General features: G+C 69.2%; 28 protein-coding genes. 18 read left to right on the top strand and 10 right to left on the bottom strand.

Annotation, left to right across the window (positions count from 1 at the left end):
• The first annotated feature begins 52 nt into the window (after positions 1 to 52).
• Together BJF85_RS18405 and BJF85_RS26720 are read left to right on the top strand one after the other, a co-directional pair.
• Positions 53 to 463 (top strand): hypothetical protein, encoded by a 411-nt coding sequence (locus BJF85_RS18405; RefSeq protein ID WP_083666524.1) that lies wholly within the window; start codon positions 53 to 55, stop codon positions 461 to 463.
• Positions 460 to 651, top strand: coding sequence for a hypothetical protein (locus BJF85_RS26720; RefSeq protein ID WP_083666523.1), 192 nt, complete (start codon positions 460 to 462; stop codon positions 649 to 651). Before BJF85_RS18405 ends, BJF85_RS26720 begins: the two co-directional genes overlap by 4 nt.
• Positions 652 to 686: 35 nt before the next feature.
• Here BJF85_RS26720 and BJF85_RS30400 read toward each other — a convergent pair whose 3' ends face one another.
• Positions 687 to 818, bottom strand: a complete 132-nt coding sequence (locus tag BJF85_RS30400; protein ID WP_255375736.1) for a hypothetical protein — start codon at positions 816 to 818, stop codon at positions 687 to 689.
• A 32-nt stretch (positions 819 to 850) separates the two neighbouring features.
• Between BJF85_RS30400 and BJF85_RS18400 the strand changes: the two genes are divergently transcribed.
• The 6 genes from BJF85_RS18400 (at position 851) to BJF85_RS18375 (ending at position 5,082) form a co-directional block, all read left to right on the top strand.
• Positions 851 to 1,105 carry a lanthionine synthetase LanC family protein gene (locus BJF85_RS18400; protein WP_255375735.1) on the top strand — a complete coding sequence of 85 codons (255 nt, stop codon included), beginning with the start codon at positions 851 to 853 and terminating at the stop codon, positions 1,103 to 1,105.
• 45 nt (positions 1,106 to 1,150) lie between these two features.
• Entirely contained in the window at positions 1,151 to 1,996 is an 846-nt protein-coding gene (locus tag BJF85_RS27455; RefSeq protein ID WP_139320706.1) for a thiopeptide-type bacteriocin biosynthesis protein, read from the top strand.
• Entirely contained in the window at positions 1,993 to 2,244 is a 252-nt protein-coding gene (locus BJF85_RS29030; RefSeq protein ID WP_222844581.1) for a hypothetical protein, read from the top strand. The genes BJF85_RS27455 and BJF85_RS29030 overlap by 4 nt, the downstream gene beginning before the upstream one ends.
• Positions 2,241 to 3,224, top strand: coding sequence for a methyltransferase, FxLD system (fxlM, locus tag BJF85_RS27450; RefSeq protein WP_255375734.1), 984 nt, complete (start codon positions 2,241 to 2,243; stop codon positions 3,222 to 3,224). The genes BJF85_RS29030 and fxlM overlap by 4 nt, the downstream gene beginning before the upstream one ends.
• Positions 3,225 to 3,468: 244 nt before the next feature.
• Positions 3,469 to 4,371 (top strand): hypothetical protein, encoded by a 903-nt coding sequence (locus tag BJF85_RS18380; RefSeq protein ID WP_233520183.1) that lies wholly within the window; start codon positions 3,469 to 3,471, stop codon positions 4,369 to 4,371.
• A gap of 159 nt (positions 4,372 to 4,530) precedes the next feature.
• The gene (locus BJF85_RS18375; protein WP_205215079.1) at positions 4,531 to 5,082 is read left to right on the top strand and encodes a methyltransferase domain-containing protein; all 552 of its coding nucleotides are present in this window, start codon (positions 4,531 to 4,533) and stop codon (positions 5,080 to 5,082) included.
• Between the two features lie 134 nt (positions 5,083 to 5,216).
• Here the strand turns inward: BJF85_RS18375 and BJF85_RS18370 are convergent, their stop codons facing one another.
• The 6 genes from BJF85_RS18370 to BJF85_RS18345 all read right to left on the bottom strand — a co-directional run bounded on the left by BJF85_RS18370 (position 5,217) and on the right by BJF85_RS18345 (position 8,466).
• Positions 5,217 to 5,822: a copper resistance CopC family protein gene (locus BJF85_RS18370; protein WP_075849313.1), complete on the bottom strand. Its 606-nt coding sequence runs from the start codon at positions 5,820 to 5,822 to the stop codon at positions 5,217 to 5,219.
• Entirely contained in the window at positions 5,819 to 6,250 is a 432-nt protein-coding gene (locus BJF85_RS18365) for a chromate resistance protein ChrB domain-containing protein (RefSeq protein ID WP_075849311.1), read from the bottom strand. The genes BJF85_RS18370 and BJF85_RS18365 overlap by 4 nt, the downstream gene beginning before the upstream one ends.
• Positions 6,247 to 6,705, bottom strand: coding sequence for a Chromate resistance protein ChrB (locus tag BJF85_RS18360; RefSeq protein WP_083666544.1), 459 nt, complete (start codon positions 6,703 to 6,705; stop codon positions 6,247 to 6,249). The genes BJF85_RS18365 and BJF85_RS18360 overlap by 4 nt, the downstream gene beginning before the upstream one ends.
• Before the next feature lie 83 nt (positions 6,706 to 6,788).
• Positions 6,789 to 7,001 (bottom strand): DUF378 domain-containing protein, encoded by a 213-nt coding sequence (locus BJF85_RS18355; protein ID WP_091679556.1) that lies wholly within the window; start codon positions 6,999 to 7,001, stop codon positions 6,789 to 6,791.
• 98 nt (positions 7,002 to 7,099) lie between these two features.
• Positions 7,100 to 8,074 carry a DUF1259 domain-containing protein gene (locus BJF85_RS18350; protein WP_083666521.1) on the bottom strand — a complete coding sequence of 325 codons (975 nt, stop codon included), beginning with the start codon at positions 8,072 to 8,074 and terminating at the stop codon, positions 7,100 to 7,102.
• 59 nt (positions 8,075 to 8,133) lie between these two features.
• Positions 8,134 to 8,466, bottom strand: coding sequence for a PepSY domain-containing protein (locus BJF85_RS18345; protein ID WP_075849307.1), 333 nt, complete (start codon positions 8,464 to 8,466; stop codon positions 8,134 to 8,136).
• A 188-nt stretch (positions 8,467 to 8,654) separates the two neighbouring features.
• Between BJF85_RS18345 and BJF85_RS18340 the strand changes: the two genes are divergently transcribed.
• The 8 genes from BJF85_RS18340 to BJF85_RS18310 all read left to right on the top strand — a co-directional run bounded on the left by BJF85_RS18340 (position 8,655) and on the right by BJF85_RS18310 (position 14,902).
• Positions 8,655 to 9,353, top strand: a complete 699-nt coding sequence (locus tag BJF85_RS18340) for a response regulator transcription factor (protein WP_205215529.1) — start codon at positions 8,655 to 8,657, stop codon at positions 9,351 to 9,353.
• On the top strand, positions 9,350 to 10,747 hold the full coding sequence (locus BJF85_RS18335; RefSeq protein ID WP_075849303.1) for a cell wall metabolism sensor histidine kinase WalK: 1,398 nt from the start codon (positions 9,350 to 9,352) through the stop codon (positions 10,745 to 10,747). Before BJF85_RS18340 ends, BJF85_RS18335 begins: the two co-directional genes overlap by 4 nt.
• The gene (locus BJF85_RS18330) at positions 10,744 to 11,421 is read left to right on the top strand and encodes an ATP-binding cassette domain-containing protein (RefSeq protein ID WP_075849301.1); all 678 of its coding nucleotides are present in this window, start codon (positions 10,744 to 10,746) and stop codon (positions 11,419 to 11,421) included. The genes BJF85_RS18335 and BJF85_RS18330 overlap by 4 nt, the downstream gene beginning before the upstream one ends.
• Positions 11,421 to 12,005, top strand: a complete 585-nt coding sequence (locus BJF85_RS18325; protein WP_222844580.1) for an ABC transporter permease — start codon at positions 11,421 to 11,423, stop codon at positions 12,003 to 12,005. Before BJF85_RS18330 ends, BJF85_RS18325 begins: the two co-directional genes overlap by 1 nt.
• The gene (locus BJF85_RS29025; RefSeq protein ID WP_222844600.1) at positions 11,903 to 12,199 is read left to right on the top strand and encodes an ABC transporter permease; all 297 of its coding nucleotides are present in this window, start codon (positions 11,903 to 11,905) and stop codon (positions 12,197 to 12,199) included. The genes BJF85_RS18325 and BJF85_RS29025 overlap by 103 nt, the downstream gene beginning before the upstream one ends.
• A 117-nt stretch (positions 12,200 to 12,316) precedes the next feature.
• Positions 12,317 to 13,684 (top strand): chromate efflux transporter, encoded by a 1,368-nt coding sequence (gene chrA / locus BJF85_RS18320; protein WP_075849299.1) that lies wholly within the window; start codon positions 12,317 to 12,319, stop codon positions 13,682 to 13,684.
• 10 nt (positions 13,685 to 13,694) lie between these two features.
• Positions 13,695 to 14,036 carry a hypothetical protein gene (locus tag BJF85_RS28075; protein WP_158056997.1) on the top strand — a complete coding sequence of 114 codons (342 nt, stop codon included), beginning with the start codon at positions 13,695 to 13,697 and terminating at the stop codon, positions 14,034 to 14,036.
• A gap of 221 nt (positions 14,037 to 14,257) precedes the next feature.
• Positions 14,258 to 14,902, top strand: coding sequence for an HAD family hydrolase (locus tag BJF85_RS18310; RefSeq protein WP_075849295.1), 645 nt, complete (start codon positions 14,258 to 14,260; stop codon positions 14,900 to 14,902).
• Between the two features lie 15 nt (positions 14,903 to 14,917).
• On the opposite strand, the gene BJF85_RS18305 is transcribed toward BJF85_RS18310, so the two are convergent.
• The 3 genes from BJF85_RS18305 to istA all read right to left on the bottom strand — a co-directional run bounded on the left by BJF85_RS18305 (position 14,918) and on the right by istA (position 18,643).
• The gene (locus BJF85_RS18305; protein WP_075849293.1) at positions 14,918 to 16,186 is read right to left on the bottom strand and encodes a helix-turn-helix transcriptional regulator; all 1,269 of its coding nucleotides are present in this window, start codon (positions 16,184 to 16,186) and stop codon (positions 14,918 to 14,920) included.
• 412 nt (positions 16,187 to 16,598) lie between these two features.
• Positions 16,599 to 17,399 carry an IS21-like element helper ATPase IstB gene (gene istB / locus BJF85_RS18300; protein ID WP_075849291.1) on the bottom strand — a complete coding sequence of 267 codons (801 nt, stop codon included), beginning with the start codon at positions 17,397 to 17,399 and terminating at the stop codon, positions 16,599 to 16,601.
• Positions 17,399 to 18,643 carry an IS21 family transposase gene (gene istA, locus BJF85_RS18295; RefSeq protein WP_075849289.1) on the bottom strand — a complete coding sequence of 415 codons (1,245 nt, stop codon included), beginning with the start codon at positions 18,641 to 18,643 and terminating at the stop codon, positions 17,399 to 17,401. Before istA ends, istB begins: the two co-directional genes overlap by 1 nt.
• A gap of 254 nt (positions 18,644 to 18,897) precedes the next feature.
• Here istA and BJF85_RS18290 point away from each other — a divergent pair, with 254 nt between their 5' ends.
• Together BJF85_RS18290 and BJF85_RS18285 are read left to right on the top strand one after the other, a co-directional pair.
• A complete protein-coding gene (locus tag BJF85_RS18290) occupies positions 18,898 to 19,347 on the top strand; it encodes an NUDIX domain-containing protein (protein ID WP_158056995.1) in 450 nt (149 codons plus the stop codon).
• Between the two features lie 73 nt (positions 19,348 to 19,420).
• Positions 19,421 to 20,296, top strand: a complete 876-nt coding sequence (locus tag BJF85_RS18285) for an inositol monophosphatase family protein (protein WP_075849285.1) — start codon at positions 19,421 to 19,423, stop codon at positions 20,294 to 20,296.
• Positions 20,297 to 20,530 lie beyond the last annotated feature (234 nt).

Raw genomic sequence — 20,530 nt, 5'->3', positions numbered from 1 at the left:
ACCCTGAAAGGTGGCTTCAACCGGCGATCGGGACCGGAGGAGGTCGCCCGGCATGCCCGATACCTCCATGTACCTGTTGCGGCTCGCCCGGCGTCTCCGCCCGGGGCGAAGCCCTGTGGCGCGAGGCTCCGACCGAATCGAGGCCGCTGCTCTCGTGATCGTTGTGCTGCTGTCGCTGCTGACCATCCCCGTTGTCGTTACTCACGGGCAGCGCAGCTACGCACACAACCGCCAGATCGCCGAGGAAGCGATGGCCAGCCGGTACGAAACCACGGCCACCCTGCTCGCCGACGCCCCATCGAGACCCCGAGCTGGGCGCGGGCCAGTCAGTGAGAACGGCACGCGCGCGCAGGCCCGGTGGACCACATCCGAGGGCATCGAGCTCACGGGGGCTGTCCCGGCCAGTTCCGGGATGTCCGCGGGCAGCGAGTACCGATCTGGATTGACACTGCTGGCGAGGTGACGTCGTCACCCGCCACGCCGCAGGACGCCGCCGGTCATGCCGCAGCCACCGCCATCGCTACCTGGCTGATTGTGGTCGGCGCGTTGTCGGCCGCCTTCTGGCTCCTGCGGGCAGGACTTGACCAGCATCGCTACGCCCACTGGGCACACGAGTGGGCACGCCTGAACACCGGCCACGGCCCGCCCTGAACGCCCCAACCGCGACGACGGCGCGCGGGCCGCGTCTAACCCCAGGACAAGGTCGTGTACCAGAACGTCAGCACCGCACCCGGCCCGAGCAACACACAGAGACCAATACCGCCGTAAAACGGCTTGTCCTTCACGAGCATCGCCACCATCAGCACGGCCGCGGCCACGAGCGAAATGATCCGACCCGGAACAGGATGCGTTGATCAGCGACGCTTCGCTGTGCCACGGCTACGCCGGACTCGCCCGGATCACCGCTCATACCGCCATCGACACACCGGAGCCGGCCGCTTCCCGACTCCGCGCGCTGGCCACCGAGATGCTGCACCGCGCCTGCGCCCAGGCCGTTCCCGAAGGCCCCGGCTTCCTCGAAGGCGCTGCCGGGGTCGGCCTAGCTGCCCTCGCCGCTGAGATCGAGCCCGCGACAGGCTGGGGCACCGGCCTGCTCATCACCTGATCCGTCCGAACGCGATCCGTCCGACCGAGAGGAGATTCCGCGCTGATGCTGCCGGACAGCTGGCACCACTACCTGGTCGAGTTCGCCGACCCGACCACGGCCGAGCACACCGCCGCGACCCTGCTCGTACCCGCTCTCGACCAGGCCCAACAGGACGGCGAACTCGACACGTGGTGGCACCTGCGCAAGACACCCGCCTGGCGGCTGCGTTACCAACCGGTCAACCCCGAGACGAAAGCGGTCGACACGCTGCTGTCCGACCTGGAGGCCGATGGGCATCTCGCGCGCTGGACTCGCGGCATCTACGAACCCGAAACCCTTGCCTTCGGTGGACCCGCCGCGATGGACATCGCGCACTCGCTGTTTCACCACGACAGTCGCCACTGCCTCGCCCGTGCCACGAAACCCGCTGCCTTGGGTCAGAGAGAGACCACCGTCCTGCTGTTCAGCTCGATGCTGCGCGCCGCCGGGCTGGACTGGTTCGAGCAGGGCGACGTCTGGGACAAGGTGGCTGCGCTCCGGCCCACCGCCCAACCCCACTCCAACAACTCTCCGCACACCGAGCGGTTGAGCCAAGCCGTGCGCCGACTGATGACCACCAACACGCACAAGGTCGCCGACGTCGCCCCGACGTGGTTCCCGAGACCTGGTGGACAGCGTTCGACACGGCCGGTCGCCAACTCGCCGAACTCGCTCGCGCCGGACACCTCGAGCGGGGCCTGCGCGCCGTCCTGGCGCACCACTTCATCTTCCACGCCAACCGCGCCGGTCTCTCCGGCACCGACCAGGCCACCCTCGCCGCGCTGGCCGTCGACACCGTTTTTTACAGCACGCCTACCCGGCAGGCACCAGCCGGGACCACCTCCAACACCGTTAGGGTTCCCGCAATGACAACCACCGTCAGTGACGCTTCCACCGGCTCCGCCGACGAGCTGCGTACCAAGCTCGCCGACCGCCTCGTCAAGGACGGCACCGTCCGCACCGACGCTGTGGAGGCCGCGTTCCGGCAGGTGCCCCGACACCTGTTCCTGCCCGACGTCCCCCTGGTCGAGGCGTACGCCGACGAGCCCGTCTACACCAAACACGAGGCGACGGCACCCGAATCAGCGCCGCGTCCCAGCCCAAGATCGTCGCCATGATGCTCGAACAGCTCGGCATCCAGCCCGGCGAACGGCTGCTCGAACTCGGCGCGGCCACCGGCTACAACGCCGCCCTGATGGCCACCCTCACCGGCGCCGACGGGCATGTCACCACGATCGACATCGACGAGGACCTCGTCGCCGGAGCACGCGAGCACCTGGCCGCAGCCAGCATCGACAACGTCGAGGCGGTCGCCGCCGACGGCGCACTCGGCCACCCAGAAACTGCGCCTTTCGACCGCGTCATCGCTACCGTCGGTGCCCACGAGGTCCCGGCTGCCTGGCTCGACCAGCTCACACCCGGCGGACGTCTGGTAGCTCCGGTGCGCCTGCGTGGTTGTGCCTCTCGCAGCATCGTCTTCGAACGCGACCAGGACGGCTGGCGCAGCCTGGGCAGCGAGATGGCGATCTTCATGCCGCTGCGTGGCCTTGGCGACGACGCTCGCCGCGTTCTGGACCTCACCGGCACCGGGGAGGTGACGCTGCAAATCCATAAGGACAACAACCACGCCACCGACCCGGACACCCTGACCGGCGTCTTCGACAGCCCTGCCTGCGAAGTGTGGACCGGCGTGCACTTCGTCCCGATGGAATCCTTCGAATGGCTGGATCTCTGGCTGGCTTGCCACCTGCCCAACCCGCTGATGCGCATGGAGGTCGCTCCCGCTGCGAAGGAAAGCGGCCTTGTGCGGCCGATGTTCCCCTCGGTGGCGATGGCCACCACCGCCGCCGACGGCAGCCTCGCCTACCTCACCATCCGCGCCGCGGACCCCGATCCGGACGGCGGCCGACGCTACGAGGTCGGCGTCATCGGCCACGGCCCCAACGCGCAGGAACTCGCCGAGCAGGTCTCGGTCGAGATCTCGACTTGGGACCAGGCTTCCGCGCCAGCACCGTCCGATTCGCCATTCCCGACACCGCGCCCCAGCCGGACACCAACCCCGGCTTCGTGGTCCTGGACCGCCCCACCAAGCCCATGACCGTCACCTGGGAGTGACGCCCGTGGACCCCGCCGGCCAGTTCGCCCGCCGCTTCCCCCTCGTTGCCCGAACCCGCCCGGCCTGCCTCCCGCTGGCCCGGCGGGTGGCCGAGCTGTGCGACCGAGCACGCCAAGTCGAGCACAGCGGCGAGCTCGCCGAAGCCGCCGCCGTGCACAACAACGCGGCGCTCATCGCCTCCGACTGCGGCCTGCCCGAACTGGCCCGGCGGTGGTGCCACCAGCAGGTGAACATCTACCTGCGCGCCCGCCCCTTGGGCGCGCAGGTAGCCCGCCTCGCTCTCGAACCGATCACCAACCTCGCCCGCCTCTACATCCGCGAGGGTCAGGGCGAGCGCGCCTTCGCGCTGATCGACACCCTGTTCACCGCGGTCTCCGCCCGAACTGACGCCATCGTCGACGGCATCGAGATCCCGGCCGACCTCACCGACTCCGCCGAGACGCACCAGCACATCCGCAGCTGGCTGTGGGCAGTCCTGCTGGCCACCGGTGGCCGCGCTCTGGCCGCAGCCGGCCGCTGGGCGGAGGCACGCGCCCGGCTCGACGCGTACAAGGGCGTCGGGCGACGGATGCTTGACGGTCGCCAGATCGCGGTCATCGCCCACGCCGTATCCGGGGACACCGACAGCGCCCTCACCCTCTTGGCCGACACAACACCAGGAGACCCTTGGGAGAACGCCGTGACCGCCTGCCTGACCATCCAGTGCCACGGCGCCTCGGGCGTCGCCGATCTGCCCACGCTCCTGAACCAGTACCACCGACTCGACACCTCCGCGCCCGGCTTGGCGGTCTTCCACACACGGCTCGGGTTGTCCTTCATCGACGCCATCGGCACCGTTGACGATCCACCCGTGCACCAGATCGCCGTTGATCTGATCGACTACGCCGCCGCGACACGAGACGGATACGTCGCTCGCGATGTACTCGCCCACAATGGTTGCCGCGAGCTGCTCACCGACTCCCAAGCGCGCGAGTTGTCCGATTCGGTCGAAGCGTGCGCGCTCGGCAGCGGCACGCTCCCGGCCACACTGCTGGCAGACCTCACGACAGCACTAGCCTGCGCCGAAGAGGCCATGGCACGCAGCGTGAAGACGATGTCCTGCAACGTCAACGCTCCAGCGAACCCGTAGGGCGGGTCCTAGTGAAGCCGTTGCACCACAACGGGTTTGCTTCCTCGGCCCGAGAAACAGCCCGTGTCGATCACTAACGATGCCCGCCAACCCGACGATCGTTGATACGAAGGAACGATGCACACCACCACTACTTCGCCGGAAGCGCTACGTGCGGCAATGGTCGAGAGGATCCAGAAGGCCGGGCACGCAAAGCACAGCGACGTCGAGCGGGTTTTGCGCGACACACCGCGGCACGAGTTCGTGCCGGACGCCGACCTGGCGGTCGCTTACGACCCGTGGCAGGCGGTGGTCACCCACCGGTTCGAGGACGGCCGGTCGTTGTCCTGCGCGTCGGCACCTTGGCTAGTAGCCGCGATGCTCGACCAACTCGACGTCCAGCCGGGCAACCGCATCCTGGAGATCGGAGTGGGGACCGGTTACAATGCCAGCCTGCTCGCCCAGTTGACCGGCCGCGCGGACCTGGTGACCACCATCGACGTCGACCCGGACGTGACCGCGAAAGCCTCACAAGCGCTGGCCGCCGCCGGCTACGGCGACGTGCACGTGATCACTGGCGACGGCGGGCTCGGCTACCCCGACCACGCCCCGTACGACCGCATGATCGCCACGGTCTCACCGTGGGACATCCCCGCCCAGTGGTGGAAGCAGCTCGCACCTGGAGAACGGCTGGTCGCCCCGTTGCGGTTCCCTGTCAAGTCAGCTTGTTGAGCTTCTCACGGCCAGGCTGGCGGTGAGTCGATGGCTCTGGTGTTGTTGGAATCTGACACCGCATTGGCTTTCGCGCTGGTAGGCCAGGACTACGGGAGCTATGCCGACCGAATGTCTCGTGACTGCGGTTGTCGTCATGTCCGGTCTGGCCGCTGCGCACGTGATGCGCGGACGCGTCGACGGTGACGAATGGTGAGGAGGGTTAGTCCTGCCAGGAGGCTGAGTGCGATCGTGGCGGCCAGCGGCGTGGTGATCGTGGACTGGTTGGTGGCTGGTGGCGCTGTCGGCGGTACTGAGTGGGGGGTGGTGGCTGGTGTGGTGGCAGTGTTTTCGGGGGTCGTGGTGACGCCGGGGGTGATGGTGAAGCTGTGTGATCCGCTGGCCTGGTGGCCGTCGAGGTCGATGACCTGCCAGGTGACGCGGTAGGTGCCCGGCTGGGTGAGTGTGTGCAGTGGCTGGGAGATCATGTCGTGCTTGACGATGGCGTTGTCGCGGGCGACGTCGTGGCCGTTGGGGCCGGTGACCCGGATGCTGAACGTGTTGATCAGTCGGTCGAAGGTCAGGTACACCCAGTCGACCGGTTCGGTGAGGACGGCATTCGCTGGTGGGGTGGCTTCTTCCAGCAAGGGCACCGCTGATGAGGGGGTCGCTGTCGCGGGGTGATCGGTGCCGAGCAGGCTTGCACAGAGCAGGGCGGCCAGGATGCCGAGGGTGGCGCGGCGGATGTTCCCTGCGGTCATGCGGGTTCGCGGCCGAGCATCTGGGCGCGGTGGTAGTACTCGTAGAGGCCGTCGAAGATGGGTTTGGTGATGGTGAGGGTGTGCTGGTCGTCGCCGATCATGGATAGGCCGCGGAGGATGGCGTCGAGGCCGGGGGCTTCGGGGGCGTCGTAGCGTTCGTCGTCGAGGTCGGCTTCGTGGATGATTTCGGCGATGCGCCAGAGCACGGGGTCGGTGAGGTTGTGGCGGCGCAGGATGGTTTCGAAGCTGCAGTCGTCGCCGTGGTGGCCGAGGTCGACGCCGCGCATGTCGAACGGGGTGGCGTCTGGGGGGACGTCGGCGGGGTCGGTGACGAACACGAAGGCGGCGTCCGGGTCGATGCAGCGGCGGATGAGCCAGGCGCAGGCGGCGCGGTCGATGTGGATGTGTTCGCGGGTGGCCCACTTCATGCGGTCTCCTCGGTGTGGTGGTCGGGGTGCAGGGCGTCCACAGCGGCCTGCGCGGTGTCGCGTTCGGGTGGGGGGAAGTAGTCGCGGCGGTGGATACGCCGCAGCTCGGCGCGCAGGGTGCGCAGGGCGCGTCGTCGCTCGGCCTCGCCGAGTGAGCGCGCTTGTTCGGCTTCGGTGAGCACGGCGCGGTACTCGGCGGCGCGGGCGGCGGCCATGGTCTGTGCCAGGCGGCGTTCCTGTGCCAGGCTGGTTCGTTGGGCCAGCCACACGCCGGCGGTGCCGCCGGCGGCGAGGATCTCGTCGGCGATCCAGTCGAGGTGTTCGCGGGTGCGGGCGTCGGCGGGCAGCGCGACCAGCCCGTCGCCGAGTTGGGCGACGCCGAGGCGTTTGAGTTTGCGCCAGACCGTGATCCGCGGGGTGGACGGCTCGCGGGGCATGCGGTAGGACAGCAACACCCACTGCCCTGCCCGCTGCCCTGCCTGCCGCGGCGCTGCCGATCCCGTCGATGGTCGCTCGTGCGCTGGATCGGTGGAGTTGCTCACTGATGTGTTCGGTCTCCGACGACGACGCGGCCGATCCAGTACAGGCCCGCGAGTCCGATCAGCACGAACACGATGTCGTCGAGCGGATCGGCGATGGGTTCCAGTGCCCGATCCAGCACGTTGATGTCGGTGACGAACGCCGCCCAGGCGAACGCGCCGATCAGCAGTAGCACGAAAGCGATCCAGTCCAAAACGGTGCGTGGCCGCATCCTGCGCTCCTTCCCGTTGTCATGCTCGTTGTCATGGTGCTTGTCCGGCCCCGCCGATCGTCACGACGGGGCCGGAAACGCTGTCGGCGTGAGTGGTATCAGCCTGGGGGTTGCAGGTTGGTGGCGTCCAGCGCGGGGCGGAGGGCTTTGGCGAGGGTGACGCCGTCGTCGACGGCCCAGAAGTGCATGTAGAACAGGCGGGGTTGCTCGGTGAGGCTGTGGTTGTGCACTTCGACCAGGTCGATCCCGCCTGTACGCAGCGCCTGGATCACCTTCTGGACCTCGGGTGCGGTCATCACGAAGTCACCGTTGATCGCGGCCCGCCCGCCGCCGAGTGGCTGGAAGTTGATCGCGGTGGTCACCCCGAACGTGGGCGGAAGGACATGCCCGTCGTCGGTGATGGTCTCCTTGCGGGCGATGCTGAACTTGTAGATGCCGCCGTCGGCGGTGCCCTTGCGGCCCAGGGCCTGGTCGATGCCGGCGGTGTCCAGGTCGATCGGCGGCTGCTGACCTGGTGGCGCCGGGGCTGGGATGGCGGTGGCGTCCAGTGCGGCTTGCACGCCTTGGGCGAGCGCTGCGGGGTCGTCGCTCATGGCGTGGATGTGGGTCCACCACACCGGCGGTGTTTGCTGCAGCAGGTGTTTGTGCAGCGCGGTCTGCGCGATGCCGTGGGCTTGGAGTGCGTCGGTGACCTTGGGCAGTTCGGCCTCGGTGACCACCAGGTCGCCCATGAGCATGACGCCGTCGCGGTACTTCGCGAAGGCGGCGTAGCCGCCCAGCGACAGCCCTGGTTTGATCTCGACGCCGCCGGAGGTGACCTGCAGGTCGGTGCGGGGCAGGCCGATGCGGTAGACGGTGTTGTTGTCGCCGAACTTCCCGGTGCGGCCCAGGGTGTCGGTGACCGGCTTCCAGTCCGCCTCGGTGGTGGGGATCGGCTGGTGGCGCCGATGCTCGGCGTCGGCAGCGGTGTCGCTGGCGGGGGTGGTGTCGGTGCCACAGCCGGCGAGCGGGACCAGCAGCAGCGCGGCCAGCGGCAACACCACGCGGGCCGCGCGGGCGGGGGTGAACGGCATGTCCTTGCCCTCCTCGAACTCGATCGTGGTCGGTGTAGATCGTGGTCGGTGGTACGCGGTCAGCCCTCGTCACCGTCGGCGTCGTGGTCCTGGCCGGGAGCCTCGGTGCCCACGACGTGGAAGGTGCTGTCGAGGTGGACCTCGACGGTGGAGCCGTCGGGCTTGGTGACGGTGACGCCGTAGGCGGCGGCGCCCTCGTCGGTCTCGGTCTCGACAGCGCCGGCCTTCCCGCCGGGCACGGACTGCACGGCCGCGGCTCGTGCCTGGTCGGCCGCGGGGCCGCTGACCTCGTCGCCGTCGCCGGACATCGCGGAGGCCAGGCCCACGCCCCCACCAGTGAGGACGAGCACTCCGGCGGCGATCCCGATCCCGATCTTCGTCTTGCGGTTCATGCCTTCTCCATTCTCCACGCTCCTGTAACCGTGGTTGCATGAGGTGGTTGCATGGGTATGGGTAGTCGGTGGAGATGAAGCCGTGATGAAGACACGACGGCGGTCACCCGGATGTGGTGGCACCGTGCCCGTGAAGGGGCGCCTGTGCAGGGTGCTCGGGGGTGGCGCCTGAAGAGAGGTGATGGATGGTGCGGGTACTGGTGGTGGAGGATGAGCCGAAGATGGCGGGCCTGCTGCGCCGTGGCCTGGTCGAGGAGGGCTACGCCGTCGATGTCGCCACAGACGGGGCCGACGGGTTCGGGGCGGCGGTCAGCCGCGACTACGACGCGGTGGTGCTGGACGTGATGCTGCCCCGGCTGTCGGGGTTCGAGATGTGCCGGCGACTGCGCCGCCAGCAGGTGTGGGTGCCGGTGCTGATGCTCACCGCCCGTGACGCGGTGACCGATCGGATCAGCGGCCTGGACGGCGGCGCGGACGACTATCTGACCAAGCCGTTCCACCTGGAGGAGCTGTTCGCTCGGTTGCGGGCATTGACCCGCCGCGGCCCGGTCGCCCGCCCCACCGTGCTCACCGCGGGCGATCTGCGGATCGACCCGGCCAGCCGGCGGTGCTGGCGCGGCGAGACCGAGATCGCGGTGACGGCCAAGGAGTACGCGCTGCTGGAGATGTTCCTGCGCCAGCCCGGCGTGGTGCTCACCCGCGAGCTGCTGCTGGAGCACTGCTGGGACTTCGCCTACGAATCCCGCTCCAACGTCGTCGAGGTGCACATCCGCGCGCTGCGGGACAAGATCGACCGGCCATTCGCGGTGGTCTCGCTGGAGACCGTGCGCGGCGCCGGGTACCGGCTCCGGCCGGATGGTGGACGGCCGCGGGTGGGGGCGCGATGATCCGGCGGTGGCCGCTCCGGATCCGGCTCACCGCCGCGTTCACGGTGATGATGGCGCTGGTCCTGCTCGGAGTCGGGATCGTCACCGTGACGCACACACGCGAATCGCTCGACGCCTCGATCAGCGAATCGTTGGAGCACCGGCTGCGCGACCTCCAACCGATCGCCACCACCGCCGCACCAGTGCTGTCCAGCGGCGGCCGGGACACCGGCGAGCAGGTCCTCGACGACGCAGGCCAGATCATCGCCAGCTCCCCGGACGTGGCCGACCAGCCCCTGCTGACTCCAGCGGAGCTGGCGACCGCGCGGCGCGGCGAGCTCGTGGTCGATCACGCCACCGCCGGACAGCTGGACGGGCCGGTGCGTATCGCCGCCGCCCCCACCGGTGCGGACGGCCGGATCGCCGTGGCCGCGGTGACCCTCGCCGACCGCGACGCCGCGGTGGCCGACCTACGCCAAGAACTGGCGGTCGGCCTGCCGCTGGCGCTGCTCGCCGCCGCGGTCGGGGCCTACCTGCTGGCCGCCGCCGCACTGCGACCGGTGGAACGGATGCGCGCTCGCGCCGCCACCATCACCGCCGCACACCCCACGCAGCGTCTACCCGTGCCGTCGGCTCGCGACGAAATCTCCCGGCTGGGCACCACGTTCAACGATCTACTCGACCGCCTGCACGCCGCTGTCGAGCGGGAACGGCAGTTCGTCGCCGACGCCAGCCACGAGCTCCGCACCCCGCTCAGCCTGCTGACCACCGAACTCGAACTCGCGGCGCGCCGACCCCGCACCACACGGGAACTGACCGCCGCGCTGGGCTCGGCATTGGAGGAAACCGAACGACTATCCCGCCTGGCCCAGGACCTCCTCCTGCTCGCCCGCACCGACCAGGCCGGTCCGCCGGCCCGGCCCGGCGAGCCCACCCCGGTGCGTCCCGTGCTGGAGTCAGTGATCGCCCGCTACCGCAGCACCCTCGACGAGCACCAAGTGATCCTGGACTGCTCACCGGAGCTCACGGTGCGCGCCGATCCCGGCGATCTCGACCGGGCGGTGAGCAACCTGATCGACAACGCCGCCCGGCACGGGCAGCCACCCATCATCATCACGGCCAGCCCGCCCGACACCGAGCTTGGGGTGAGCATCCGGGTGCGTGACCACGGCTCCGGCATCGCCCCCGAGTTCCTGCCGCACGCGTTCGACCGCTTCACCCGCGCCGACGACGCCCGCACCGGCGGCGGCACCGGACTGGGCCTGGCCCTGGTCGCCGCGCTGGCCCGCCGCAACGGCGGTGCCGCGACTGCCGCCAACCATCCCGACGGCGGCACCACCGTCATCCTCACCCTCCCCGCCGCCAACCATCCCGACGCCACCATTCCGGACGCCCCGGCCGCCGCACCCGGATGAGCACCGTGCCCGGTTTTCTTCTGGACCGGGTCACGGTGACCCGCGGCCCAACCCGACTGCTCGACGGAGTCTGCGCCCGTCTCCCGGCCGGAGCGTGCACGGCGGTGGTCGGTCCCAGCGGCGCCGGCAAGTCCACCCTGCTGCGCCTGCTCAACCGGCTGGAGGACCCCAGTACCGGCCAGATCCTGCTCAACAGCACCCCGCTCGCCGAGCTCGAAGTGCTGGCACTGCGGCGCCGGGTCGGCCTGGTCGCGCAACAGCCGGTGCTGCTCACCAACCACGTGGCCGAGGAGCTGCGTGTCGGACGCGCGGAGCTGACCGAGCACCGCATCCAGCACCTGCTCGATCTCGTGGGCCTGCCCGCACGCTTCGCGCAACGCCGCACCAGCGGCCTGTCCGGCGGCGAAGCGCAGCGGGTGTGCCTGGCCCGGACGCTGGCCGTCGAACCCGAGGTCCTGCTGCTGGACGAGCCCACCGCCGCGCTGGACGCCGTGACCACAGCGGTGATCACCGAGGCCGCCCGCAACCACACCGCCGCGGGCGGGACCGTGATCCTGGTCAGCCACGACCTCCCCCTCGTTCGCGGCATCGCCGAGCACGTGCTGGTCCTGCACCACGGGCGCCTGGTCGCCCACGGGCACCCCGACCACATCGACTACCTGGAGGCCGGGTGATGACCGGACTGTCCGTGCCCAGCTGGGGCGGCGTCGCCGCCTCCCTGCTGTTGATCGCCCTCACCGCCGCGGTGGCCTACCGGCAGCGGCTGCACCTGACCCGCGAGCTGATCACCGCATCGCTGCGCGCCGGGGCACAGCTGGCCGCGGTCGGCGTCCTGCTGCTGGTGATCTTCGCCCACACCGGCCTTCCCGGCGCGTTCGGCTGGGTGACGATCATGATCCTCCTCGCCGGACAGGTCGCCGGCCGCCGCGGCACCGGCCTGCCCCGAGCCCGGTGGGCAGCCACCCTCGGGGTCGCCGTCGGCAGCCTCGTCACCCTCGCCACGCTGCTGGGCCTCGGGATCATCTCCACCCAAGCGCGGGTCGTCGTCCCGATCGGCGGCATGATCGTCTCCGGAGCCATGCAGGCCGCCGGGGTCGCCCTGCGCCGCCTGCGCGAAGACGCCCAGCAGGCCCGCCCAGCCATCGAAGCCCGGCTCTGCCTCGGGCTCCCCGCCCGCGACGCTTCCTGCCCCACCAACGCTCCGCGCTGCGCACCGCGCTGCTGCCCGCGATCGACTCCACCAAGGTCGTCGGCCTGATCAGCCTGCCCGGAGCCATGACCGGACTCATCCTCGCCGGCGTCGACCCCCTCACCGCCATCCGCTACCAGATCGTGGTCATGTACATGCTGCTCGCCGCCACCGCACTCGCCGCTCTCACCGCAGCCCGGCTCGTCGAACACGCCCTGTTCGACCACGCCCACCGCCTCATCCCACTCCCCGAACCCCACTAACCGACCACTCCCACCGCCTCGGCCAGCCCGCATCCCGCCACCTGGACACCCCTCCACCGCACTAGTGCAACCATGGTTACATTGCGCGTGGAGTTGAACGAGGAGGGACGCTCACCCATGTCCGAAACCGCGAACCGGGACGTCATCCCACTGCGTACCGCGACCTGGGCGTGGTTTCTGATCTCGCTGCAGACGTTCGGAGGCCCGGCCGGGCAGATCGCGGTCATGCAACGCACCCTGGTCGAGGAGAAACGCTGGATCGGCCAACAACGCTTCCTGCACGCGCTGAACTACTGCATGCTGCTGCCCGGCCCCGAAGCCCAGCAGCTGGCCATCTACGTGGGATGGCTACTCAACGGCCGCCGCGGCGGGATCATCGCCGGGACCCTGTTCGTGCTGCCCGGCATGGTTGCCCTGCTCGCGCTGTCGGCCATCTACGTGACGTTCGGCGACACCACCCTGGTGACCGCGATCTTCGCCGGGCTCGCACCCGCGGTGGTCGCGATCATCGCCCAAGCCGTACCCAGGGTCGGCAAACGCGTCCTGCACCACCCCGCGCTCATCGGGATCGCCGCCGCCGGCTTTGTGGCGCTGGCGGTGTTCGCGGTCCCGTTCCCGATCGTCATCGCCGCAGCAGCGGCCATCGGCTGGGCACTCGGCCGGTTCGCACCCCGCACGATCAAACCCCCGCCCACCAACGGCGCCGCCGACGGACCAGCACCGTTGATCCCCGACGACGCCCTGCACCACGAAGCCCCCTCTACACGGCGGAGCCTGACCGTGCTCGGTGTCGGTCTGCTGCTCTGGGCCGCCCCGATCGCCGCGGTGGCGGTGTTCACCGGCGTGGGCAGCACGCTCACCACGCAGGGGCTGTTCTTCTCCGGCACCGCCGTGGTCACCTTCGGCGGCGCCTACGCCGTGCTCGCCTTCGTCGCCCAGCGCGCCGTCGAGGTCTACGGCTGGCTCTCCGCCCAAGACATGGTGCGGGGCCTCGCTCTGGCCGAGTCCACCCCCGGCCCGCTGATCATGGTCGTGCAGTTCGTGGCCTTCCTCGGCGCCTACCACCACCCCGGTAGCCTCGACCCATGGGTCGCCGGGGTGCTCGGGGCGCTGCTGACCACCTGGGTCACCTTCGTGCCCTGCTTCCTGTTCATCCTGCTCGGCGCCCCCTACGTCGAACGCCTCCGCCACAACCGCGGCATCTCCACCGCACTGACCGGCATCACCGCCGCTGTCGTCGGTGTGATCGCCAACCTCGCCCTGTACTTCGCCCTGCACACCCTCTTCACCACCAGCGATGTCCACCGATTCGGGCCGGTGCAGGTGAACCTGCCCGAACTAGCCAGCTTCCGACCCGTGGCCGCCGCGATCACCGCCATCGCCCTCGTCCTGGTGTTCGCGCTGCGCTGGCCGATGCTGCGCACCCTGGCCGTCTGCGCCGGTCTCGGCGCCACCGCCGCACTTTTCGGGCTTCCCCTCACCTGATCGAGCCCACATGCCCCATCGATCGTCGAAGCGCTCAAGGTCCGCGCCGACGTCCACCCAGGTATGCAACCCGGCACCGGACTGGTGGCGCATGGCGCTGGCCGAGGGCAACACGCTGGTCTCCCTCACCGCCCGCAGACTGGAATCCGGCGACGAGGTGCACTGGGAGTTGGGCGCGATCGGTCACGGGCCAGCCGCCGCCGAGCTGACCCAGTACCTCTGCGACGAGATCCGATCCTGGGCGCCCGAGCGGAACCAGCACACGCCATCGCTCATCGTCTATCCGGCTGATACCCCGGACAGCGAACTGGCGGGCCCGCCATCGACAAGACACACAGCAGGTTTGTCCTAACCTACGGCGACCTGACTAGGTGACCTAGCCGCTAGTCTCCTTGCCGCTGTGCTGCTGCGGACGTCAGGCCGAGGCTCGGGCTGACCGTTTGTTCGAACTGCGTCGACCAAGCTGCCGGGAAGCGGACGCCGGGCGGGTGCCAGGACCCGAATCTCAGTGGGTTGGGCGGCCGAAGGGCCTCGCTGTCGCGCGGTGGCTGTACGTGACGTAGGAGTAAGAGCATGGTGACCGCGGTGGTGTTCGACGTGGGCGAGACGTTGCTGGACGACTCGCGGGAGTGGGGTGCGTGGGCCGACTGGATCGGCGTTTCCCGCCATACCTTCTCGACGGTGCTGGGTGCGGTCACCGCCGCTGGCCGGGACAATGCCGAGACGTTCCAGTACTTCAAGCCGGGCTTCGACGTCGCACGGGAACGGCGGCTGCGCGAGGAGGCTGGCCTGGGTGAGCGCATCGAGGACAGCGACCTCTACAGCGATGTGCGGCCCGGCCTGGCTGCGCTGCGAGAACGCGGCTTGTGGGTCGGGGTAGCTGGGAACCAGACCGCTCGCGCGGCCGAGCTGTTGCGTGCGCTGGAGCTGCCGGTGGACCGGATCGCGACCTCGGGGGAATGGGGTGCCGCCAAGCCGTCGTCCGAGTTCTTCGCCCGCGTGGCAGAGATGGTCCCCGACGGGCCGGGCGAGACGGTGTACGTGGGTGACCACCGGGACAACGACGTGGTTGCCGCGAAGGCAGCGGGCTTCTGCACGGCGTTGATCCGGCGGGGCCCGTGGGGCTACCTGTGGGCTGACGACCCACTGGTCCGTCGCGACGCGGATTGGGTAATCGACTCCCTTTACGACCTGCCGGATCTGTTGTCCCTGCGCTGAGCGGCTGGTGGCGGCTCAGCGAGCGCGGGCCCAAGCGGCGAGGTCGAGCAAGCCGGCGCTGGGCGTGCTGTGGGTGCGCAGCAGGGACGAGAGGGACTGGCGGACCTGCGGGTGGGTGCGGGTGTGCTCGGGCGCGGCACGGCGTGCAGCCTGAAGGCACAGGTAAGCGTCTTCGTGGCGACCGAGGGTGAGCTGGGCGCGGGCCAGATCGATGAAGTAGTGGGAGCGACGCTCGGCGGGAAGTTCGTCGGGCGGGTGCCAGGACGCCGCGCGTTCGATACCCAGTGGATCTCGAAGTTCGACGGCGACTGCGAGTTCGTGGATGCGTAGGGAGGCCGGGCCGAACGCGGTGCCGACGTAGATTCCCTCGGGCGCCCTGCCCGCAGCGCGGCGGGCCTCGCGCAGGTGATCAGCTGCGACGTCGGCTTTGCCCGCCCGGCCGGCCACGACTGCGGCGCGCATGTGCAAGGCACCGAACGCGGCTGAGGAGGAAGTCGTATCGAGATCGGGCACGTGGTCAACAGCAAGTTCGAGAGCGCGGGCGGCGGTGTCCAGGTCGCCGGTGGCAAAGAAGGTTTCGGTGCGCACGTACGCCACAGCGGCCAGTAGCAGCGGGTCCTCGGCGATCTGGGCGGCCGAGCGCATCAAGTCGATCAGTCTGGCGGACAAATCCAGGTAGCCGAACTTGAACGCCACGCCGTCAGCAGCCCGCAACGCCAAGGTCAGCAGGGCGGCGGCGTGGCGCTGGCCTGCCGCGTCGCCGAGCTGACCGGCGCGGGCGAGTTCGGCGATGAGGTCGGGCAAGCGGCGGGCGAGGTTGCCGTAGCGCGACTGCAGCCGGTCGTCGCTGGCTCGGATGATCTCGCCGTGCAGGTCGTCCAGAGACCTGGTTGGTCCGTCGTCGGGCAGGTCCAGCCGGTCAAGCGCGCGGCGCAGGCGCGGGATAGCGGCATGGATGACGTCGGCCTCGGGCGCCGGTCCGTCCTCGTGAACGGTCCGCTCGACGGGGGCCGTCACCAGGCTCGACGAAGGTGAGACCAGGACCGTCGTGATGTTGGCAGCAGGTCGCCGAAGGGTACGTCGCAGCAGGTCGTCGAGTACGTCGAGCGAGACCTGCAGGGCGGTGGCGAGGCCGCGCCGCTGCCAAGGCTGAGGTGACTGGACCCCACGTTCCCAACGCCCGATGGTGGTCCGTTCGACCTTCAGGGTGACGGCGAGGGCTTCCTGGGTATAACCAGCGGCCTCGCGGGCAACGGCGAGCGGGGTGAGAGGCCGTGCTGCCATCGCGTTGTCCCTCCTTCCAGACCCTCCATAGCGCACAGTACTCGCCGGTTTTCGCAGCGTAGGGAGGGTGTCGCCTCATCGCTGCCTCATGGCCGCTCCGTTCTCGACCACGGCTGACGACCCGACTGATCGCCAATCGCAGTTGCATGCCCATCTGGGTGAAGCCCCTCGCTCCAGCAGACCAACAGCGCGCTGGTCAGCGCCTGGGTCGCCCCGTTGACGCCTCGTTCTCGCCGCACGGCCGCTCTGGTGATCGGCAAGGGCGGCGTCGTTGACTGGGATTCGGCCTGCGGTGGGCGACCCCCGACCGCCCACCGCAGGCCATACCGGTCTCAGCCACCCTCTCGTGTCAACGCCGCTTGAATCCTGACCCGGTTGTTCCGGGTGAAGGTTGACCCACCCCGGGAGGTTGTTAGTCGTTGGTCTTGGTGGCCGCTGGGACGCGGCCGAGGTCTCGGTCCTTGAGTCGGTAGCTGTCTCCCTTCAGTGAGATGACTTCGGCGTGGTGGACGAGGCGGTCGATCATCGCGGCGGCGACGACGTCGTCGCCGAAGACTTCACCCCAGCGGCCGAAGGGCTTGTTGCTGGTGACGATCAGCGAGGCTCGTTCGTAGCGGCTGGACACCAGCTGGAAGAACAGGTTCGCGGCTTCGGCTTCGAAGGGGATGTAGCCGACCTCGTCGACGATGAGCAGCGGGATGCGGCCGAGCTTGACGAGCTCCTCTTGCAGCTTGCCAGCGTGGTGGGCGTCGGCCAGCCGGGCGACCCATTCGGCGGCGGTGGCGAAGGCGACACGGTGCCCGGCCTGGCAGGCCCGGATGCCTAATCCGATGGACAGGTGGGTCTTGCCGGTGCCGGGTGGGCCGAGGAAGACCACGTTGTCCTTGCCGGTGATGAAGTCCAGGGTGCCGAGGTGGGTGATGGTGTCCCGCTTGAGCGAGCGCTGGTGATCGAAGTCGAACTCCTCCAGCGATTTGCGCGACGGGAATCGGGCCGAGCGGATGCGGCCTTCGCCGCCGTGGGCTTCGCGGGCGGCGACCTCGCGTTGCAGGCAGGCGGCCAGGAATTCCTCATAGGTCCAGGTCTCGGCGCGGGCCCGTTCGGCCAGCCGCTCCACCGACCCGGCCAGCGAGGGTGCCTTCAATGCCCGGGTCAGGTAGGCGATCTCGGATGCCACATTGCGGCCGTTGCCGTTGCTTGTCTTGCTGGCCATCACGCGACCCCCTCGGCGCTGACCGGGGTGTCGGTGAGGCCGAACAGTCGGTCGTAGTCGGCCAGGCTGCGCTGCTCGACAGCGGTCTGCACCGGAGCGACAGCGACCAGTCGACGGGCCTGCCGTAGTTCGGCGGCCGCGGCGGCGTGCACCGGGTCGGTGATGCTTTGGTGATCGGCCCAGCAACGGGCATGCCGGGCGACCTCGACACCGGCGAGGGTGACCACGACCGCGTCGAGGTCGGCGCTGATCTCCACCCGGCGACCGACGGCGCTGGGGTGCACGGAGTAGTCGTTGGAGTCCAGCCGCACGTAGTGGTCGCGCGGGAGCCGGGTGGTGCTGCGCCACCCCACCACCGGGGCGACCGGCGGTAGCTCGAGCATCGCCGCCTTGTCGGCCTCCCAGCGGTCGATCGGGCGGCAGCCCAACCGACGGTGCTGCCGGGTGTTGGCCCGCACCAGCCAGTCCTCGAGCTGGGTGTTGAAATCGGCGGGGCTGGTGAAGGCGCGGCCGGGCAGGAACGAGGTCTCCAGATAGCCGTTGGCCCGCTCGACCAGTCCCTTGGCTTCCGGGTCTGCCGGGCGGCACTGGATCACCTTGATGCCGAGCGTTCCGCGGAAGGCGTTCATCGCTTCGGTCAGCTGCGGCTTGCCGCCGCGCCACTGCCCGACAGCGGCCTCGTTGTCCCACACCAGCGCCTTGGGCACCCGGCCCCAGTCGCTGATCAGCGCCCAATGCCCGGCCAGCAGGTCCGGACTCTGCCGCGAGGGCAGCATCCGGGCGGCCATGATCCGCGAGTAGCCGGAGACCATGACCAACACCGGTGGGCGGCCCACCTGCCCGAATCTGAGCGGGATGTCCACAGGCGGGAACCACAGATCGCACTGCGCCAGTTCGCCCGGCTGGTATTCCGTGCGCGAGGCCGGATCGGTCGGTTTGAACAGCGGCCGCAGCTGCTGCACCCGCTCGAAGAACACCGTCTTCCCGCGCTGCCAGCCCACCCGCTCAAGGATCACCGTTGAGGGCATGTCCGGGAACTCCGCCAGCAGCGCCCGGATCTGCGGCTCCACCGCATCCACAATCGAGCCCTTCGCCGGCCGCTCGTACTTCGGAGGTGCGTGCGACGCGAGCGCCTTCCGCACCGTGTTCCTCGAGATCCCGAGCCGGCGGGCGATAGCCCGAACCGCTATCCCCTCCGCCCGATGCAACCGGCGAATCTCCGCCCAGTCCTCCACGTTCAGCACCTCATGATCGTCATGGGGTGGGTCAAAGTTCGCGCGGAACCAGAGGGTCAGTATTCAGCCGGAAGCGACATCTCGCTACGGAAAGTGAGCTTGCTTCAGTGGATATGCGCGAGGTGCAACCAGCACGCTCACCCGCGCCGGTCGACAACCAGTCGAGCCTGGTGGCCCCGGTAGTGCGATGAGGACCACCACGTTGGCCTCTTCGAGGCGTCACCTCGGTTATCGTCCTGTCCATCGATCGTGAGAGCACCATGATGACCTCCACCACCACTCCAGCTCTCGGTCCTCTTGTCGGGGCATACGGCCTCGTTGGGCACGAGGAGCGCCTCCTGCTCGTCCGAGACCGGGACGCCAGTGCCTTCCGGCTACCCGGTGGTCGAGTACAACCCGGTGAATCCGTTGAGGACGCCCTGCGGCGCTCCCTGCGGGAACAGACCGACGTCGACCTCGCCTACCTCGACTTCTGCGCCACCGTCGAACTGCGTGACCACACCTCACCAAACGGGCCTGCCCTCTACGAACTGGCCCTGCTGTTCGACGTGACTCTCGCCGACCCCGAAGCCGCCCGGTCCAGCGAACACGAACTGCGGTGGTTCACCGAAGCGGACCTCCACCAAATCGAGCTGCGCCCCGCAGTCATCGCGGAACGACTGCGAAGCGACGCGCTGACCGTCGAACACCCGTGGTGGCCGCACCACTCCTGACCTTCACCGTCCACGGCCCGGTCCATTCGGCGCTGCTATGCGAGCCGGGTATGCCCGAAGAACCGAAGGAACCATGCTGTCGGCACCCGACCTCACCACTGCCCTGCCCGCGGCACAGGCCGCGATCGATCTTGCGGTCGAGCATGTCCTCAGCCACCGTCCTCGCTCGATCCGGTACAAGGGCGACCGCGACCCTGTATCCGAAGTGGACGAGGACGTCGAACACGTTGTCCGCCAACGGTTGATTGCCGACGGGCACACCGAGATCGGGTTCCTCGGAGAGGAAACCGGCGCGGTTGGTAGCCAGAAGACCTACTGGGTTCTCGATCCCATCGACGGCACGATCAACCACCACCACGGCAGTCCCTTGTGTGCGATCGCCCTCGGGCTCGTGCACAACCACCGGCCCATCCTCGGCGTCACCGCGCTTCCTTTTCTCGGGCACCGCTACTGGGCGACCGACGGGCAAGGCGCCTACCGCGACGGAGAACTCATCGCCGTCTCGGCCACCGAGTCGCTCGATCGAGCCCTGATCGGGTTCAGCGACTATGGCAGCGGCCAGGACACTGCCCTGCGAGACGTGCTCTGCTCTACTGTGGACCGGGAACTCACCGCACGGGCACAAGGGCTTCGTCGCTACGGCTCTTCCGCACTTGACCTCGTCTGGGTCGCCGACGGCACCCTTGACGCCTGCGTCCTGCTCGGCAACCGGACCTGGGATACCGCGGCCGGGGCAGTCATCGCCCGCGAGGCGGGAGCCCTCGTCTTGGATGCCGACGCCAGCCCTCACACCACCCGTTCCCGGTGCGCGATCGCCACCACGCCGGGACTTCGCGACGAGTTGCTGCCCTTCCTGCGGGTCTTGCGTGGCACCCGTTTTTGGCCCGATGACGACCGACCCGAACCCGTCATGAGTCCGACCGGCTTGCCGCAGAGCGGTGAACCGTAGTGAGGAGCCGGACACGAAGGCGGACGCGATGGTGATCCTGCCGAGTCCTCGCTGGTCGCCGGAAACCCCCGGACTGTCGTTCGATGCTGTCCACGGTAAGGCCGCGCGCCGCCATGCCGACAACGGACCACTCACGAGCAATGCTTGAAACCTGTGGATGGCCGGGAGGGCGTACCTTCCCGGTGACCGGATGAAGGTTCCAAGCATGGCCGACGCGCCAACGTCGGCCGGGAA

The sequence above is a fragment of the Saccharomonospora sp. CUA-673 genome, from assembly GCF_001942305.1.
GTDB lineage: Bacteria > Actinomycetota > Actinomycetes > Mycobacteriales > Pseudonocardiaceae > Prauserella.
The sequence above is the reverse complement of the archived record's forward strand: the minus strand, read 5'-3'. Positions and strand labels throughout refer to the sequence as shown.

Coding starts and splice junctions, on each gene's coding strand:
- BJF85_RS18405 (WP_083666524.1), top strand. CDS start 53: ATGCCCGATACCTCCATGTACCTGTTGCGGCTCGCCCGGCGTCTCCGC.
- BJF85_RS27455 (WP_139320706.1), top strand. CDS start 1,151: ATGCTGCCGGACAGCTGGCACCACTACCTGGTCGAGTTCGCCGACCCG.
- BJF85_RS29030 (WP_222844581.1), top strand. CDS start 1,993: ATGACAACCACCGTCAGTGACGCTTCCACCGGCTCCGCCGACGAGCTG.
- fxlM (WP_255375734.1), top strand. CDS start 2,241: ATGATGCTCGAACAGCTCGGCATCCAGCCCGGCGAACGGCTGCTCGAA.
- BJF85_RS18375 (WP_205215079.1), top strand. CDS start 4,531: ATGGTCGAGAGGATCCAGAAGGCCGGGCACGCAAAGCACAGCGACGTC.
- BJF85_RS18370 (WP_075849313.1), bottom strand. CDS start 5,822: ATGACCGCAGGGAACATCCGCCGCGCCACCCTCGGCATCCTGGCCGCC.
- BJF85_RS18365 (WP_075849311.1), bottom strand. CDS start 6,250: ATGAAGTGGGCCACCCGCGAACACATCCACATCGACCGCGCCGCCTGC.
- BJF85_RS18355 (WP_091679556.1), bottom strand. CDS start 7,001: ATGCGGCCACGCACCGTTTTGGACTGGATCGCTTTCGTGCTACTGCTG.
- BJF85_RS18350 (WP_083666521.1), bottom strand. CDS start 8,074: ATGCCGTTCACCCCCGCCCGCGCGGCCCGCGTGGTGTTGCCGCTGGCC.
- BJF85_RS18345 (WP_075849307.1), bottom strand. CDS start 8,466: ATGAACCGCAAGACGAAGATCGGGATCGGGATCGCCGCCGGAGTGCTC.
- BJF85_RS18335 (WP_075849303.1), top strand. CDS start 9,350: ATGATCCGGCGGTGGCCGCTCCGGATCCGGCTCACCGCCGCGTTCACG.
- BJF85_RS18330 (WP_075849301.1), top strand. CDS start 10,744: ATGAGCACCGTGCCCGGTTTTCTTCTGGACCGGGTCACGGTGACCCGC.
- BJF85_RS18325 (WP_222844580.1), top strand. CDS start 11,421: ATGACCGGACTGTCCGTGCCCAGCTGGGGCGGCGTCGCCGCCTCCCTG.
- chrA (WP_075849299.1), top strand. CDS start 12,317: ATGTCCGAAACCGCGAACCGGGACGTCATCCCACTGCGTACCGCGACC.
- BJF85_RS28075 (WP_158056997.1), top strand. CDS start 13,695: ATGCCCCATCGATCGTCGAAGCGCTCAAGGTCCGCGCCGACGTCCACC.
- BJF85_RS18310 (WP_075849295.1), top strand. CDS start 14,258: ATGGTGACCGCGGTGGTGTTCGACGTGGGCGAGACGTTGCTGGACGAC.
- BJF85_RS18305 (WP_075849293.1), bottom strand. CDS start 16,186: ATGGCAGCACGGCCTCTCACCCCGCTCGCCGTTGCCCGCGAGGCCGCT.
- istB (WP_075849291.1), bottom strand. CDS start 17,399: ATGGCCAGCAAGACAAGCAACGGCAACGGCCGCAATGTGGCATCCGAG.
- BJF85_RS18290 (WP_158056995.1), top strand. CDS start 18,898: ATGACCTCCACCACCACTCCAGCTCTCGGTCCTCTTGTCGGGGCATAC.
- BJF85_RS18285 (WP_075849285.1), top strand. CDS start 19,421: ATGCTGTCGGCACCCGACCTCACCACTGCCCTGCCCGCGGCACAGGCC.